The sequence below is a fragment of the Mycobacterium sp. 852002-51613_SCH5001154 genome (assembly GCF_001667425.1).
Classification (GTDB): Bacteria; Actinomycetota; Actinomycetes; order Mycobacteriales; family Mycobacteriaceae; genus Mycobacterium.
In genome coordinates, this window is record NZ_LZII01000052.1 from 69,548 (window position 1) to 85,999 (window position 16,452).

Genomic DNA, 16,452 nt, shown 5'->3' on the forward strand with positions numbered 1-16,452 from the left:
AGCATCATTACTCGTAGCTGCCCTCGAGGTACCAGCGCCGCTGGCGATAGCACAGCAGAAACGCCCGCTCGCCCTCCAGCAGGACCTGCGCGCGGGCGGTTCGGCCCTTTCCGACGTCGGGATCCCACCACCGCTCGTCGACCGGCCACGGCCCGGCCCACCAGTCCAGCCGCTCGTCCCGGCCGTGCACGGTCAGCCGCGCCGGGTCGGCGGAGAACAGCCCCCGACTCGTCACCCGTACCGGGTTCCCTTGGGCGTCAAGCATTTCCACCGGATCGTCGAGCAGTACCGCCGGTGCCGGCTCGGGCAGCCGGCCGGGCCACGGCAGACCCGGGTCCGCCCGCGGAACCGGTTCGTCACCCAGCGGGGTCAACGTGATGCGTTCGGCCGGCCCGCGCCCGCCGGACAGCACCGGCACCCGCACCGCCTCCGGGCCGAGCAGGCCCTGCACCCGCACCAGGGCCCGGCGGGCCCGCAGCCGGTCCTCCTCGCCCAGCCCGCCCCACAGCGGCAACTGCAGCGCCCCCGCCGACACCACCTCGACGGCCTGCAGCCGCAACAGCGTCACCGCGGCCGTCGGGCGGGGGTTGCGCGCGGTCCGGCTGCTCAACCAGCCGTCCAGTTGCCAACGCACCCGGTCGGCGGTGGCGTCCTCGGTCAACGGCTCGGCGCACCGCCACACCCGTTGCAGTTCTTCGCCGTTGGCGGTGACGGCGTGAATGGCCAGCCGGGTGCAGCCCACCCCGGCGGCCATCAGCGTCCGGTGCAGCGCGGCGGCCAGCGAGCGCCCGGCGAAGGCTGCGGCGTCGACCCGGTCGATCGGCGGGTCGCAGTCCAGCACGGCCTCCAGCTCCTCCGGCGGCTCCCGGCCGGACGGCCCCCGTTCGGGTTCGCCGCGGGCCAACCGGTGCGCGGTCACCCCGTCGGCGCCGAACCGGGACGCCACGTCGGTGGCCGACAGCGCGGCGAACTGCCCGACGGTGCGAATTCCCATCCGCCACAACAGGTCCGTCAACTCTTCCCGCCCCGGGCCGCACAGGCTGGGCTCGGTGGCGAGCTGGCGGATCGAGAGCACCGACAGAAACTTCGCGTCGCCGCCCGGCGGGACAATCCGGCCCGCCCGCGCGGCGAAGACCGCGGTGGACAACTGGTCGGCGATCCCGACCTGGCACTCGGCGCCGGCCGCTGAACTCACAGCCACCGCGTCGATCAGCCGCTCGGCGGCATCAGCCTCGGAGCCGAAATAGCGGGCCGCCCCGCGTACCGGCAACACCAAGAGCCCGGGCCGCAGCACCTCGGCGCGCGGCACCAGGTCGTCCACCGCCGCAACGACCCCCTCGAAGAAGCGGGCGTCGCGGTCCGCGTCGGCGGCGCCAACGTGCAGCTGCGGGCACCGGGCCGCCGCCTCCCGGCGCCGCAGCCCCCGGCGCACTCCCGCCGCACGGGCGGCCGCCGAGCAGGCGATCACCCGGTTGGCCAGTGTGACCGCCACCGGGGCGGTCGCGGGCAGACCCACGGCCGCGGCCGCCGCGACCGCGGGCCAGTCCATGCACCAGATGGCCAGCACCCGGGAAGCCACTTTAAAACTCACCCGGCTCGCGCTCGGGCGGTCACCCGTCGTCCCGCACACACCCCGCTGACCTGCAGCCGCACCCGGCTGATCCGCCCGAATCCAGGGCGACTTCCCGAAGTGAGCTCGTAGCCGCAGACCCGGGCCTCCAGCCGCGTGGGCGCGCCCTGCCAGTCGCCGTCGGTGACCAACACCGTGCACCCCTTGCTGCGGGCCCGCGCCACCACCGCCCGTGCCCGGGTCTGCGGCACCCGGCGCCCGCCCAGGCCGAGGACCACCAGATCCATACCGTCGACGAGCACCGCGGCCACCTCCACCGGATCGGTTCCGGGATCCGGTATCACCGCAACCCGGCTCAGATCCGCCCCCATCTCCGCGGCGGCCAGCAGCCCGATGTCCGGCTGGCCGACGATTGCCACGTTGCCGCCCGCCGCCGTCACCGCGGCCACCATGGCAAGCAGCAGCGACCGGGCGCCCGAGAGCACCGCCACCGTCCCGCGCGGCAGGGGCGCCGGCAGCGACTCCGCCAGCCACGGCGGCAACGCCAGCCGGGATTCCGATTCCGGCAGCAGGTCGTCGGCACAAGAGGCGTGGCCGGGTGCGGTCCCCGGCGCCTTCCCGGTGATCACGGCCATCCGCCGGCGCAACGATTCGAGCTGCTCAGCCCGGTTTTCCTGAGGGCGATCGGGGGCGAAAGCCGCAGTCATGACCGCCTCCTACCACCACTCCCGCACGACTATTTTCGAAAGTATGTTCGACTGATTGAGAGTAAACACCCGCCTTCCGACAACCGTCAAGAAACGGGAGGGGCGGCTTTATGCGATCGATACCGGTGGGGCGGATGGGTGTGATGTGGCGGCGCTTACCCGCCCACCGGTCACTCCCACTCGATCGTGCCGGGGGGTTTGCTGGTGATGTCCAGCACCACGCGGTTGACCTCGGCCACCTCGTTGGTGATGCGGGTCGAGATGCGCTCGAGCACCTCGTAGGGCACCCGGGTCCAGTCGGCGGTCATGGCGTCCTCGCTGGACACCGGCCGCAGCACGATCGGGTGCCCGTAGGTGCGGTTGTCGCCCTGCACGCCGACCGAGCGGACGTCGGCCAGCAGCACCACCGGGCACTGCCAGATCAGGTTGTCCAGGCCGGCGGCGGTGAGTTCCTCGCGCGCGATGGAGTCGGCGCGGCGCAGCGTCTCCAACCGCTTCGCGGTGACCTCGCCGACGATCCGGATGCCCAGACCGGGCCCCGGGAAGGGTTGGCGCGCAACGATTTCCTCCGGCAGGCCAAGCTCACGCCCGACCGCGCGCACCTCGTCCTTGAACAGCAGCCGCAGCGGCTCGACGAGCTTGAACTTCAGGTCGTCGGGCAATCCGCCGACGTTGTGGTGGCTCTTGATGTTGGCGGTCCCGCTCCCCCCGCCGGATTCCACCACGTCCGGATACAGCGTGCCCTGCACCAGGAAATCAACCTCAGACCCGGTGTCGCTCAAGATATCCCGCACCGCGCCCTCGAAGGCGCGAATGAACTGGCGACCGATGATCTTGCGCTTGCCCTCGGGGCTGGTCACTCCCGACAGCGCCTGCAGGAAGGTGTCGGCCGCGTCGACGGTGACCAGGTTGGCGCCGGTGGCGGCGACGAAATCGCGCTGCACCTGCGCGCGTTCGCCGGCGCGCAACAGCCCGTGGTCAACGAAGACGCACGTCAGCCGGTCACCGATGGCGCGTTGCACCAGTGCGGCGGCCACCGCCGAGTCCACGCCGCCGGAGAGTCCGCATATCGCGTGGCCGTCACCGATCTGTTCGCGCACCTGCTCCACCAGCGCGCTGGCGATGTTGGCCGGCGTCCACTCGGCGCCGAGCCCGGCGAAGTCGTGCAGGAAGCGACTGAGCACCTGCTGGCCGTGCGGGGTGTGCATGACCTCGGGGTGATATTGCACACCGGCCAGGCGGCGCGCCCGGTTCTCGAAGGCCGCCACCGCCGCGCCCGCGCTGCTGGCGACCACGTCGAATCCGTCCGGTGCGGCGGTGACCGCATCACCGTGGCTCATCCAGACAGGCTGGGAGTTCGGCAATCCCGAATGAAGTTCGCCGCCAACCACTTTCAGCTCGGTACGGCCGTACTCGCTGGTGCCGGTGTGGGCGACCGTCCCGCCCAGGGCCTGCGCCATGGCCTGGAATCCGTAGCAGATGCCGAACACGGGCACGCCGAGGTCGAACACCGCGGGATCGAGTTGCGGGGCGCCCGGCTCGTAAACGCTGGACGGCCCCCCGGAGAGCACCAGCGCCGCGGGCTGGCGGGCCTTGATCTCGTCGATCGAGGCGGTGTGCGGGATGACCTCGGAGAAGACCCGCGCCTCCCGGACGCGCCGGGCGATCAACTGCGCATACTGTGCGCCGAAATCGACGACCAACACGGGCCGCGGCGAGGGTGCTTCCACGGCAGCCAGCTTAGTGGCCGCGCCCTCACATCAGATGAGTCGGCTGGGTAATGCCGAAGCGGGTCCCGGCGTACCGCTTCAGGGCGGACGGGCTGAAGTACACGTGCTGACCGGCGGTGTGTAGATCCCGGAAGCAGCGTTGCAGCGGATGGCTCGCGTGCACCGCGCCCGCTCCGGTCAGGCCGAACGTCGCGTCGACCACTTGACGAGCCGCACGCATCGCCTGTTGGGCGGCCAGCTGGAAGCCGGCGCGCTGCTGCAGCGACGGCGGGTCACCGGCAAGGGCGGTTTCCCACAAGCCACCCGCCTCGTCGAGAACGAACGCCCGCGCCGACCTTAAACCGGCTTCGGCACGGGCGAACTCGACTTGGGCGGCGGGGTCCCCAGCGAGCGGCTCGAAGGTGCCGGCCCGCGTCTTGGTCGTCGCGAGGTCGGTGAATTCGTCGAGTGCGCGTCGCGCGATCCCGAGCGGAACGCCGACCAGGCCCACTCCCACCAGCGTGAAGAAGGGCAGTCTCCACAACGGCCCGTCCTGGCGCGCCGAGGCGAAGAACGGACTGATGGTGTGCTCTTCGGCAATGTGCAGATCCCGCGCGACCACGTCGTTGCTGCCGGTGGCGCGCAGCCCCAGGACGTCCCAGTTGTCGACGATCTCGGCGTCGGCGCGCGGAAAGAAACCGAGCCGCCAGTCCGGGCCCTGGTCGGCGATCATGCGCGGGGCCCGACCGTCCGCACCCTCGAAGACGAACATCCCGGCCAGCATCCATTCGGCGTGGCGACAACCGCTGGCAAAGGGCCACCGGCCGTCGACGCCGAACCGCCCGCGGCCATCCGGGACGGCACGCCCGGTGGGGGCGAAGACCGTGGCCGCCAAGAAGTCGGATTCCGAGCCGAAAAGCGCTGTGGCGACGGCGGGTTCGAGCCATGCGGTGAACGCGGGCGCGCCGGCACCGATGGCCGCGACCCAGCCCGTCGAACCGTCGGCACGCGCCAGTTCCTCGATCATGCGAATGAAGTCGATCGGGGGCAGTTCGAATCCGCCGAGCGAGCGCGGTTGAAGGGCACGGAAGATGCCGGCCTCGCGCAGCCGTTCGACCAGATCGAGCGGCAAGGTGCCGAGCGCCTCGGCGTCGTCGGCGCGCCGACTGATCTCGGGTGCCAAAGCCTGTGCTACGGCCGCCGGATGGTCGCCGGCCGACAGGGCGGCGGCGGGGCGTGTTGCGGATGTCATGCCACGCTCCCTTTCTTTTGATACAGTTGACTGTAATAGATATAGGAGCATGTATTCAAATCATGGCAGCTGTCAAGGATCAATCTCCGCGCCGCTACGACTCGACCCGTCGCCGCCAACAGGCCCAGCACAACCGCCATGCGGTGCTCGTGGCCGCCCGGCGGCGGTTTCTCGCCCAGGGCTATGCGGTGACGACCATCGCCGAGATCGCGCGGGACGCCGGCGTATCGGTCGAAACGGTGTACAAGGCGTTCACGACCAAGGCCGGCCTACTGAAGGCGCTTTTCGATGTGTCCGTGGCCGGCGACGACCAACCGATTCCGATGGTCGAGCGAGACGTCATCCAGAACGTGGCCAACGCGGCCGAGGCCGCCGACAAGCTGAGGCTCTACGCCAAGCACCTGGCCTCCAGCATGCCGCGCAGCGCACCGGTCCAGCTGCTCGCGCGCGACGGCGCCGCCTCGTCCCCGGACGCCGCGGAGGTGTGGAAGCAGATCAGGGGCGAGACCCTGACCGGCATGACGATGTTCGCCTCCGATCTCACCCGGACCGGACAGCTGCGGGTCAGCCCGAGAGAGGCGCGCGATGTTCTGTGGACGTACCACGCACCCGAGCTGTACGAGCTCCTCGTCCTCGAACGCGGCTGGTCGGCAACCCGCTACGGCAAGTTCATCGCCCAGGCGCTGACCGACGCCCTGCTCGACCGCCCGGGTTGAGGCCTACAGCGAGAAGGCCGCCCGCACCGCGTCGACGGATGCCGGGTCGCCCGTCACGGTGATTCGCCGCAGCGCCGCCGCGCGCTTGGCCTCGCTCGCGCCCAGGCGGGCGGTCACCAGATCCGCCGCACCGGCGGTGATCGTCACCGAAGGTTCACCGTGACCACCGGCTAGGCGGCCTTGGGTCACCGCGAAGTCGAATCGCCGGCCGTCGATCTCGGCCCGGCACGTCGCCTCCAACCCCGCCGCCTTGCCCGAGTCGAAGCCGAGCAGGATGCCGGCCAAAAACCCGTTGAGCGGTGACACCGCGCCGCCGCCAACCGGGTCCAACCGGTCCAGGCCGAACAACGCGACGCTTCTCAAGACGGGCAACGCCCGCTGCCAGCCCATGTCACTGAGGGTGTAGACGGTCCGGCCGATCGGGGCCGGCAGGTCGGCGCGGTCGACGACTCCCGCGTCCTGCAATTCTTTGAGCCGCTCGGCCAGCAGATTCGTTGCGATGCCGGGCAACTCGGCGCGCAGGTCCCCGTAGCGTCGGGGGCCGCCGACCAGCTCGCGCAGGATCAGCAGCGTCCAGCGCTCGCCCAACACGTCGAGCCCGAGGGCTATCGGGCAGTTCTGGTTGTAGGTCCTGCGGGTCGCCACCAGGCCAGACTACCAGCGGTAGACGTGATTTTCTATCAGTTACTTGATTTCTTTGTCTATTAGCTTTAGCGTCTTGTTCATGCGAACCGAACCCCTCCTACGGAACCGCCCCATCCCGGCGCTGGCCGTCATCTGCCTCGGGGTCTTCGTCATCAGCGTCGACGCCACCATCGTCAACGTCGCGCTGCCGACCCTGTCTCGCGAACTTGGCGCCGACACCGCCCAGCTGCAATGGATCGTCGACGCCTACACCCTGGTGATGTCCGGACTGCTGCTCTCCGCGGGCAGCCTCAGTGACCGCTTCGGCCGACGGGGTTGGCTGAACTCCGGGCTGGCGCTGTTCGCCGTAACCTCCGCCGTTGCGGCGCATACCGATTCGGCTACCCAGTTGATAGCGGCGCGCGCCGCCATGGGGATGGGAGCGGCGGTGATCTTCCCGACCACCCTGGGCCTGATCACCAACATCTTCACGGATGCGGCGGCTCGGGCCAAGGCGATCGGCCTGTGGGCGGCGATGGTCGGCGTCGGGGTGGCCGTGGGGCCGATCAGCGGCGGCTGGCTGCTCGAACACTTCTGGTGGGGCTCGATCTTCATGGTCAACATCCCGATCGCGGCGCTGGCCATCGCCGGCGGCATCCTGTTCGTGCCGACCTCGCGCGACCCGGCCGCACCGCGCGTCGACGTCGGTGGCCTGCTCTTGTCGGCGGCCGGGATCACCGCGTTGGTCTATACGGTCATCGAGGCGCCCACCTGGGGATGGACCAACGGCCGGACCGCGATCGGGTTCGCCTCGGCCGCAGCGGTTCTGGCCGGGTTCGCGCTGTGGGAGTGGCGCAGCGACCACCCCATGCTGGACGTGTCGGTGTTCGTCGACCGCCGGTTCTCCGGCGGTAGCCTGGCCGTGACCGCCGGCTTCCTCACGTTGTTCGGCTTCATCTTCGTCATCACCCAGTACTTCCAATTCATCAAGGACTACACCGCATTTCAGAGCGGGGTGCGGCTGCTACCGGTCGCCGCCTCCATCGCGCTGGCCAGCATCGCGGGACCCCGGCTGGTGGAACGGGCGGGCACCACCGCCGTCGTCGCCACCGGCCTCACCGTCTTCGCGACCGGGCTGGCGTGGGCGTCCACCGCCGACGCCGCCACGCCGTACACCCAGATCGCCATGCAGATGCTGCTGCTCGGCAGCGGCCTCGGCCTGACCGTTTCGCCGGCCACCGAGGCGATCATGGGGTCGTTGTCCGCCGACAAGGCCGGGGTGGGCTCGGCCGTGAACGACACCACGCGCGAACTCGGGGGCACGCTCGGCGTCGCCATCGCCGGCAGCATCTTCGCGTCGGTGTACTCGGGACATCTCGGGACGGAGGCGCTGACCGGGCTGCCCGCGGACGCCATGCGCCACTCAATGGCACTCGCGCACAGGGTGATCGAGCAGTTGCCGGCGCAGCGGGCCGGTGGCGTCCGCGCCGCGGTCGACCGCGCGTTCCTGGACGGCCTGCAGGTGAGCTCGCTGGTCTGCGCGGGCATCGCGCTCGGCGCCGCGATCGTCGTGGGCTGGTTATTGCCGGCACGTCAAACCGAAAGGACAATCCCATGAACGCGAGCACATATGTCCTCGGCCACGCCGACGTGGAGGTGCGGCGGCTCATCCTGCAGGGCCGGCTGTACAACGACCACACCGAGCATGCGCTGCGGCTCGCAGGACTGCGCCCCGGCATGCGGGTGCTCGACATCGGTTGCGGGCCCGGCGACGTGTCGTTTGTCGCGGCTCGGCTGGTGGGTCCGACGGGAAGTGTCCTCGGCGTGGACGCCGCACCCGCGATGGTCGAGCTCGCACGCAACCGCGCCGCCGAACAGGGTCTGCGCACAGTGCAATTCACGCAGACCGCCGTCGATGCGATCGTGCTGGACGAACCGGTGGACGCGGTCATCGGCCGGCTGATCCTGATGCACCTGCCCGACCCGGCCGGCACACTGCGGCGGCTGGGCTCCTTCGTGCGCCCCGGCGGCGTTGTCGCCTTCTCCGAGAACGACATCACCGCGACGCGCAGCATCCCGGACCTGCCGCTGTTCGGACAGGTCACGGCGGGCATCGTCCGCGCCTTCGAGGCGATGGGCCTGTCCGCGCGGTTCGGCACCACGCTGCACACCGTCTTCGCCGAGGCCGGCTTGGGCGCCCCGCGCCTGACCCAGGGGACGCCCATCGGAACCGCCGCCGACGCCGACATCCTGGCCTACGCCGCCGAAGTCTGGCGGTTGGTCTCCCCGATCGCGGAGCAGGGCGGCTTCGCCATCGACGAGCTCGCCGACGTCGAGGACTTTGTGCCGCTATTTCGCCGGGAGGTGCTCGCGGCCGGCGCGCTGGTCATGATGCCCCCGCTCATCACGGCCTGGACGGAGGTCCACAGATGAACGAGACAGTCCAGAGCCAGTACTCGACCGGCCTGTCCCGACCCAACATCGAGCGCGCGCTGATGTCCGCCGGCAAAGACCTCGACCGGCTCGAACCCGCCGACCTGGGCATGCTGGAGGACTTTCACACGATGGGCCGCTTCGCCACCACTCAACTGGTGGATCTCGCGAGCATCACCAGCCAAAGTCGGGTGCTCGACGCGGGCAGCGGGATCGGCGGCACCGCCCGCTACGTAGCCGATCGGTGCGGTTGCACGGTGGCGGCCGTGGATCTCACCGACGAGTACTGCGAAACGAGCCGTTGGCTCAATCGCCTGGTCGGTCTCGACGACCGGATATCCGTCCGGCAGGCGGACGTCACCGACCTTCTCTTTGCCGACGGCAGTTTTGACGTCGTCATCAGCCAGCACGTTCAGATGAACGTCGCCGACAAGGCGAGCCTCTACTCCGAAGCGCACCGGGTACTGGCAACCGGGGGCCGGATTATTCTGTGGGACATCACGATTGGAAACCACGGCAAGCTGGAGTATCCGCTGCCGTGGGCCGATGAACCCGACCGCAGCCACCTGGTCACCCCCGACGAGTTACGCGCCGTCGTCGAGTCCGCCGGGTTCGCCGTCGAGCACTGGAACGACCTGACCGGGCAGGCGACCGAGTTCATGAACGCGCTGCTAGCCCAGCCCCCGACCCCGCTGGGTTTGCACGCCTTCGTCGACGACTTCGAGCTGAAGGTCGGCAATCTGACCCGCGCGCTGGCCGACGGACGGCTTCGGACCATCCAAGCAGTGTGTAGAAGGTGAAGGCCCTGGGCGCGGGCCGCTTCTCGGCCCTCGAGCGCCCAAAGGAAATGGTCCGGGTCATCCGGGAAAGCCGTCGGCGTAGGTAACGAGCACCAGCGCCTGGTGGGCCGAGGTAGCGCTCGGATTGCTCCGCATGGTGGAGTGGGTATCGCTTAGCTAGTCCTCCCAAGGCCAGGAAGCGAGGTCCACCCGTGCTCGGTCTGCCCGAAAAGGTGCATGCCTGTCTGTTCGACCTCGACGGTGTGCTCACCGATACCGCGAGCGTGCACACCAAGGCCTGGAAGGCCATGTTCGACGACTACCTGTCCGAACGGGCCGAACGCACCGGCGAAGAATTCGTGCCGTTCGATGCGGCCGACGACTACCGGAAATACGTGGACGGCAAGAAGCGTGAGGACGGGGTCCGGTCCTTCTTGGAGAGCCGCGGTATCGAGCTGCCCGACGGCAGCCCCGACGACGCGGGAGACGCCGAGACGGTGTACGGCCTTGGCAACCGCAAGAACGACATGTTCCAACGGGTGCTGCGCGAGGACGGCGTCGAGGTCTTCGAGGGCTCGCGGCGATATCTGGAGGCGGTCTCGGCGGCCGGCCTGGGAATTGCCGTGGTGTCTTCGAGCGCCAACACCCGTGACGTCCTCGAGATCACCGGCCTGGACCAGTTCATCCAGAAGCGGGTGGACGGCGTCACGCTGCGCGACGAGCACATCGCCGGTAAGCCGGCGCCAGACTCCTATCTGCGTGGGGCGGAGTTGCTCGGCGTCGAGGCCGGGGCCGCGGCCGTGTTCGAGGACGCGATTTCGGGTGTGCAGGCCGGCCATGCCGGTAACTTCGGCTACGTGGTGGGAGTCGACCGAGTGGGCCAGGCCGACGATCTACGACGCAACGGCGCCGATGTGGTGGTCACCGACCTCGCCGAGCTGCTGCAGTCATGATCGACGACGAAGCATTTCCCGTTGATCCATGGCACGTCTGCGAAACGAAGCTCGACCTGAACCTGCTGGCCCAGTCCGAATCCCTGTTCACCCTGTCCAACGGGCACATCGGGCTGCGCGGCAACCTCGACGAGGGTGAACCCTACGGGCTGCCCGGCACCTACCTGAACTCCTTCTACGAAATCCGGCCGCTGCCCTACGCCGAGGCCGGCTACGGCTATCCGGAGGCCGGCCAGACCATCGTCGACGTCACCAACGGCAAGATCATCCGACTGCTGGTCGAGGACGAGCCGTTCGACGTCCGCTATGGCGAATTGCTTTCGCACGAGCGGGTTCTCGATATGCGCGCCGGGACGATGACCCGGGGCGCGCATTGGCGCTCCCCCGCGGGCAAGGAGATCAAGCTGGTGTCCACCCGGCTGGTGTCGCTGGCCCAGCGCGGCGTCGCCGCCGTCGAATACGTCGTGGAAGCGGTCGGCGATTTCGTTCGCGTGACGGTGCAGTCCGAACTGGTCACCAACGAGGACCAACCCCAGACCTCGGGTGACCCGCGGGTGTCGGCCATTCTGGAGAACCCCCTGGTGGCCGTCGATCACGAAAACACCGAGACCGGGGCGCTTCTCATGCACCGCACCCGCAGCAGCGCCCTGATGATGTCGGCCGCGATGGACCATGAGATCGACGTTCCCGGCCGCGTCGAGTTCAGCACCGACGCGCGCGACGATCTGGCGCGGACCACCGTGATCTGTGGGCTGCGCGCCGGGCAGAAGCTGCGCATCGTCAAGTACCTGGCGTATGGCTGGTCGAGCATGCGCTCGCGCCCGGCCCTGCGCGACCAGGCCGCCGCCGCCATCCACAGCGCCCGCTACACCGGGTGGCAGGGGCTGCTGGATTCGCAGCGGGCCTACCTGGACGACTTTTGGGACAGCGCGGACGTCGAGGTCGAGGGCGACCCGGAATCCCAGCAAGCGGTGCGGTTCGGGCTTTTCCATCTGCTGCAGGCCAGCGTGCGCGCCGAGCGCCGCGCGATTCCGGCCAAGGGGCTCACCGGAACCGGCTACGACGGCCACGCCTTCTGGGACACCGAAAGTTACGTGCTGCCGGTGCTCACCTACACCGCACCGCGCGCGGTGGCCGACGCCCTGCGGTGGCGGGCGTCGACCCTGGACCTCGCCAAGGAGCGGGCATCCGAGCTGGGCCTGCAGGGCGCCGCTTTCCCCTGGCGGACCATTCGCGGGCAGGAGTGCTCGGCCTACTGGCCGGCCGGCACGGCGGCCTGGCACATCAACGCCGACATCGCCATGGCCTTCGAGCGGTACCGCATCGTCACCGGCGACGAGGAACTGGAGAAGAATTGCGGCCTCGGCGTGCTCGTCGAGACCGCCCGGCTCTGGCTCTCCCTCGGCCACCACGACCGGCACGGCGTCTGGCACCTCGATGGCGTCACCGGCCCCGACGAATACACCGCGATCGTGCGCGACAACGTCTTCACCAACCTGATGGCCGCGCACAACCTGCGCACCGCTGCGGAGGCCTGCCTCCGCCACCCCGAGGCGGCGGAGGCGATGGGCGTCACCACCGAGGAGACGGCTTCCTGGCGCGACGCCGCCGATGCCGCGAACATTCCCTACGACGCCGGCCTGGGGGTGCACCAGCAGTGCGAGGGGTTCACCACCCTGGCGGAGTGGGACTTCCAGGAGAACCACGCCTATCCGTTGCTGCTGCACGACCCGTACGTGCGGCTCTATCCGGCGCAGGTGATCAAGCAGGCCGACCTGGTGCTGGCGATGCAGTGGCGGAGCCACTTCTTCACGCCGGAAGAAAAGGCGCGCAACGTCGATTACTACGAGCGACGCATGGTGCGCGACTCGTCGCTGTCCGCCTGCACCCAGGCGGTGCTGTGCGCCGAGGTCGGGCACCTGGAATTGGCGCACGACTACGCCTACGAGGCCGGGCTGATCGACCTGCGCGACCTGCACCACAACACCCGCGACGGCTTGCACATGGCGTCGCTTGCCGGCGCCTGGACGGCGCTGGTTGGCGGCTTCGGCGGCTTGCGCGACGACGAGGGCATTCTGTCGCTGAATCCCGCTCTGCCCGACGGTATTTCGCGACTAAGGTTCAGACTGCGGTGGCGCGATTTCCGGCTCACCGTCGACGTGAACCATTCAGACGTCACCTACACGGTGCGCGACGGGCCCGGCGGCCAACTCACCATCCGGCATGCGGGCGAGGAGATCACCCTGAGCACCGATGCGCCGAAAACCGTTGCGGTGCACGCCCGCAAGCCGCTGATGCCGCCACCGCAGCAGCCTCCAGGCCGCGAGCCACTGCACCGGCGGGCGCTGGCGCGGAACAAGTGAGCGTCAGCCGGATTTGAGGATCCGCCCCACCTCTGCGCCCACCGCCTGCCGTATCTCGTCGTCCGCCAGCTCGTCGATCCCGGTCGCCGAGCGCAGGATCGGCGCAAACAGCCGCCAACCGAATTGCAGCGCAAGGGCATTGGCGACGGCCAGGCGCGCTTCGACCTCGTTGTCGTGAAGGGGCCGCACCCAGCCGAGTAGCGTCGCGATGTTGGGAAAGCGCTTCTGCAGCTGCCCCGCCGGATACCCGTCGAGCACAGTGCGGGCCATGACCCGCATCTGCCGGTCGAGTGCCCGGTCCAGGACGTCGGCCGGCGCCTCCTCAGTGAGCAGGGCGCTCAAGTTGGCGCCCAGGTGATCGAGCACGGCGCCGACCAGATTCTCCTTGGTGCCGAAGTGGCGAAACACCAGCCCGTGGTTGACGTTGGATCGCGCGGCGATGTCGCGGATCGACGTCGCGGCCGGACCCCGTTCGGCGAACAGGTCGGTGGCGGCCTCCAGGATCGCCGCGGCGACCTCGGCCCGCCCGGTGGGCATGTTCGCGCGGCCACTTGCGGAACGTGTAGTCATGTGACTACAGTACTCGATGTAGTCAGTTGACTACACCCCTTTTCACACGAGGATTGATGAAAATGATCGGTCAGATAACCGTCACCAAGCTGGGTAGCCGCATCGGCGCGCGGGTCGACGGGGTGCGCCTCGGGGGCGACCTCGACCCGGACGCGATCGAGAAGATCCGCCAGGCGCTGCTGGCCCACAAGGTGATCTTCTTTCGCCACCAGCACCACCTCGATGACCAGGAGCAACTCGCGTTCGCCGCACAGCTGGGCACGCCCGTCGGCCATCCGGCCGCCGAGGTGCTCGCAGCCAAGAACGCGCCGGTCATCACGCCGATCAACTCCGAATACGGCAAGGCGACCCGCTGGCACACCGACGTCACGTTCGTGGCGAACTACCCGGCCGCGTCGATCCTGCGGGCGGTCACCCTGCCCCGGTATGGCGGCTCGACGCTGTGGGCCAACACCGCCGCCGCGTACGAGTACCTGCCGGAACCGCTCGCCTGGCTCGTCGACGATCTGTGGGCGGTGCACACCAACCGGTACGACTACATCACCCCTGAAGCAATGACCGACGCGCAGCGCGCGTTCCGGCAGGCCTTCGAGAAGCCGGATTTCCGCACCGAGCATCCCGTCGTGCGGGTGCACCCGGAGACCGGTGAACGCACGCTGCTACTGGGGGATTTCGTGCGCGGGTTCGTTGGCCTGGACAATTACGAATCGACGGTGCTCTTCGATTTGCTGCAACGGCGAATCACCGTCCCCGAGAACACCATTCGTTGGAACTGGGCGCCGGGTGACGTGGCAATCTGGGACAATCGGGCCACCCAGCACCGCGCCATCGACGACTACGACGACCAGCCTCGGCTGATGCACCGCGTCACCCTGATGGGCGACGTGCCCTTCAACGTGCACCGGCAACGCAGCCGGGTGGTCAGCGGCGCCCCGCTCGAGGCGATCGCGAGCTAGGCGCAGCCGAGCGCTGCGGGTCGCCGACCGACCAACCAGCGAGGCGATCGCGAGCTAGCCGGCCGAGGGCACCGGGGTGATCGGCAACCAGCGCAGCGCACCCGGCGCGGTGGCCGGCACCACCGGATGCCCCGGGGCGATCGGGTCCAGCCGGCGGTAAGCCTCGCCCTGCGCCGGGCGCTGATCGTTCTCGCCCTTGTTCGGCCACAGCGAGGCGGCCCGTTCGGCCTGTGCGGTGATGGACAGCGACGGGTTGACGCCCAGGTTCGCCGAGATCGCGGCGCCGTCCACCACGAACATCGTGGGATAGCCGTAAACCCGGTGATACGGGTCGATCACGCCGTGTTCGGCGCTGTCGCCGATCGCCGCGCCGCCGAGGAAGTGGGCGGTCAGCGGGATGTTGAACAACTCACCCCAGGTGCCGCCGGCCACGCCGTCGACCTTTTCGGCGATGCGCCGGGTGACCTTGTTCCCGACGGGGTTCCAGGCCGGGTTGGGATCTCCGTGCCCCTGCTTGCTGGTGTACCAGCGGATGCCCAACTTCCCGCGTTTCGTGTAGGTGGTGATCGAGTTGTCCAGGTGCTGCATGACCAGGGCGATCAGTGTGCGCTCGCTCCACTGGCGGACGTTGAGCATCCGCATCATGCGACGCGGATCCTCGCGGGCCTGGTCCAGCAGCTGCTTCCAGCGCGGCACGTCGGTGCCCTCCGGACCGGTGCCGTCGGTCATCAGTGTCTGCAGGAGCCCCATCGCGTTGGACCCCTTGCCGTAGCGGCAGGGTTCGACGTGGGTGTCGGCGGTGGGGTGGATCGACGACGTGATGGCCACCCCATGGGTCAGATCCAGTTTGGGGTCGACCTCGAGCTTCCCGGCCCCGACGATGGACTCGGAGTTGGTGCGGGTCAGCACGCCGAGCCGCTCGGAGAGGCGCGGCAGCTTCCCCTTGTCGCGCATCTTGAACAGCAGATGCTGGGTTCCCCAGGTGCCCGCGGCCAGGATCAGGTGCGTCGCGGTGTAGGTGCGCCGGTCCCTGCGCAGCAGGCTGCCCGTGCGCACCGTGCGGACCTCCCAAACCCCGTCGGAGCGCTGCTGGAAGCCCTTGACCGTCGTCATCGGAATGACTTGCGCCCCAGCCGATTCGGCGAGGCCGAGGTAGTTCTTCAGCAGCGTGTTTTTGGCGCCGTAGCGACAGCCCGTCATGCAGCAGCCGCATTCCAGGCAGCCGGTGCGCTCGGGTCCCGCGCCGCCGAAATACGGGTCCGGCACGGTCTTGCCGGGGGTCTTGGCGCCGTCGGGGCCGAAGAACACACCGACCGGGGTGGGCACGAAGGTATCGCCGCAGCCCATCTCGTCGGCGACTTCCTTGAGGACGCGGTCGGCGTCGGTGAAGGTCGGGTTCGTCACCACCCCGAGCATCCGTTTCGCCTGCTCGTAATGCGGCATCAACTCGTCGCGCCAGTCGGTGATGTGCGACCACTGCCGGTCTTTGAAGAACGGCTCCGGCGGCACGTAGAGCGTGTTGGCGTAGTTCAGCGAGCCCCCGCCCACCCCGGCGCCGGCCAGGATCAGCACGTTCTTCAGCGGGTGGATCCGCTGAATGCCATAGCAACCCAGCCCGGGCGCCCACAAGAACTTGCGCAGGTCCCAGGAGGTCTCGGCGAAGTCCTCGTCGGCGAAGCGCCGCCCGGCCTCCAATACGCCGACGCGATAGCCCTTTTCGGTCAGCCGCAGCGCGCTGACGCTGCCTCCGAAACCCGAACCGATAATCAGAACGTCGTAATCCGGCCTCATCGCACCAGTATGGCCTTACTCACGGGTAA

General features: G+C 69.1%; 14 protein-coding genes. 7 read left to right on the plus strand and 7 right to left on the minus strand.

What is annotated here, in order from left to right:
- Nucleotides 1-7: 7 nt before the first annotated feature.
- From A5750_RS13420 to A5750_RS13435, 4 genes are all read right to left on the minus strand, one after another.
- Nucleotides 8-1,549 carry a DNA polymerase Y family protein gene (locus A5750_RS13420; protein WP_066945930.1) on the minus strand — a complete coding sequence of 514 codons (1,542 nt, stop codon included), beginning with the start codon at nucleotides 1,547-1,549 and terminating at the stop codon, nucleotides 8-10.
- Between the two features lie 38 nt (nucleotides 1,550-1,587).
- A complete protein-coding gene (locus A5750_RS13425; RefSeq protein ID WP_067263384.1) occupies nucleotides 1,588-2,277 on the minus strand; it encodes a hypothetical protein in 690 nt (229 codons plus the stop codon).
- 170 nt (nucleotides 2,278-2,447) lie between these two features.
- Nucleotides 2,448-4,007 (minus strand): glutamine-hydrolyzing GMP synthase, encoded by a 1,560-nt coding sequence (guaA, locus tag A5750_RS13430; RefSeq protein ID WP_066945525.1) that lies wholly within the window; start codon nucleotides 4,005-4,007, stop codon nucleotides 2,448-2,450.
- Between the two features lie 25 nt (nucleotides 4,008-4,032).
- A complete protein-coding gene (locus A5750_RS13435) occupies nucleotides 4,033-5,238 on the minus strand; it encodes an acyl-CoA dehydrogenase family protein (protein WP_067263385.1) in 1,206 nt (401 codons plus the stop codon).
- Between the two features lie 62 nt (nucleotides 5,239-5,300).
- Between A5750_RS13435 and A5750_RS13440 the strand changes: the two genes are divergently transcribed.
- Nucleotides 5,301-5,954, plus strand: coding sequence for a TetR/AcrR family transcriptional regulator (locus A5750_RS13440; protein ID WP_067263388.1), 654 nt, complete (start codon nucleotides 5,301-5,303; stop codon nucleotides 5,952-5,954).
- Nucleotides 5,955-5,957: 3 nt separating this feature from the next.
- Here the strand turns inward: A5750_RS13440 and A5750_RS13445 are convergent, their stop codons facing one another.
- Nucleotides 5,958-6,599 (minus strand): helix-turn-helix domain-containing protein, encoded by a 642-nt coding sequence (locus A5750_RS13445; RefSeq protein ID WP_066945535.1) that lies wholly within the window; start codon nucleotides 6,597-6,599, stop codon nucleotides 5,958-5,960.
- A 79-nt stretch (nucleotides 6,600-6,678) separates the two neighbouring features.
- Here A5750_RS13445 and A5750_RS13450 point away from each other — a divergent pair, with 79 nt between their 5' ends.
- The 5 genes from A5750_RS13450 to A5750_RS13470 all read left to right on the plus strand — a co-directional run bounded on the left by A5750_RS13450 (nucleotide 6,679) and on the right by A5750_RS13470 (nucleotide 13,106).
- Nucleotides 6,679-8,196: an MFS transporter gene (locus tag A5750_RS13450; RefSeq protein WP_067263510.1), complete on the plus strand. Its 1,518-nt coding sequence runs from the start codon at nucleotides 6,679-6,681 to the stop codon at nucleotides 8,194-8,196.
- Nucleotides 8,193-9,011, plus strand: a complete 819-nt coding sequence (locus A5750_RS13455) for a methyltransferase domain-containing protein (protein WP_066945537.1) — start codon at nucleotides 8,193-8,195, stop codon at nucleotides 9,009-9,011. The genes A5750_RS13450 and A5750_RS13455 overlap by 4 nt, the downstream gene beginning before the upstream one ends.
- On the plus strand, nucleotides 9,008-9,811 hold the full coding sequence (locus A5750_RS13460) for a class I SAM-dependent methyltransferase (RefSeq protein WP_067263391.1): 804 nt from the start codon (nucleotides 9,008-9,010) through the stop codon (nucleotides 9,809-9,811). The genes A5750_RS13455 and A5750_RS13460 overlap by 4 nt, the downstream gene beginning before the upstream one ends.
- Nucleotides 9,812-10,002: 191 nt before the next feature.
- Nucleotides 10,003-10,743 carry a beta-phosphoglucomutase family hydrolase gene (locus A5750_RS13465; RefSeq protein WP_066945543.1) on the plus strand — a complete coding sequence of 247 codons (741 nt, stop codon included), beginning with the start codon at nucleotides 10,003-10,005 and terminating at the stop codon, nucleotides 10,741-10,743.
- Nucleotides 10,740-13,106 carry a glycoside hydrolase family 65 protein gene (locus A5750_RS13470; protein ID WP_066945546.1) on the plus strand — a complete coding sequence of 789 codons (2,367 nt, stop codon included), beginning with the start codon at nucleotides 10,740-10,742 and terminating at the stop codon, nucleotides 13,104-13,106. The genes A5750_RS13465 and A5750_RS13470 overlap by 4 nt, the downstream gene beginning before the upstream one ends.
- A 3-nt stretch (nucleotides 13,107-13,109) precedes the next feature.
- Here A5750_RS13470 and A5750_RS13475 read toward each other — a convergent pair whose 3' ends face one another.
- Complete coding sequence (locus A5750_RS13475) at nucleotides 13,110-13,676, minus strand: TetR/AcrR family transcriptional regulator (RefSeq protein WP_066945549.1); 567 nt, start codon at nucleotides 13,674-13,676, stop codon at nucleotides 13,110-13,112.
- Nucleotides 13,677-13,738: 62 nt separating this feature from the next.
- On the opposite strand from A5750_RS13475, the gene A5750_RS13480 reads away from it, so the two are divergent.
- Nucleotides 13,739-14,632, plus strand: coding sequence for a TauD/TfdA family dioxygenase (locus A5750_RS13480; protein ID WP_066945552.1), 894 nt, complete (start codon nucleotides 13,739-13,741; stop codon nucleotides 14,630-14,632).
- Nucleotides 14,633-14,686: 54 nt separating this feature from the next.
- Here A5750_RS13480 and A5750_RS13485 read toward each other — a convergent pair whose 3' ends face one another.
- Nucleotides 14,687-16,423, minus strand: a complete 1,737-nt coding sequence (locus tag A5750_RS13485; RefSeq protein WP_066945555.1) for a GMC oxidoreductase — start codon at nucleotides 16,421-16,423, stop codon at nucleotides 14,687-14,689.
- Between the last annotated feature and the right edge of the window lie 29 nt (nucleotides 16,424-16,452).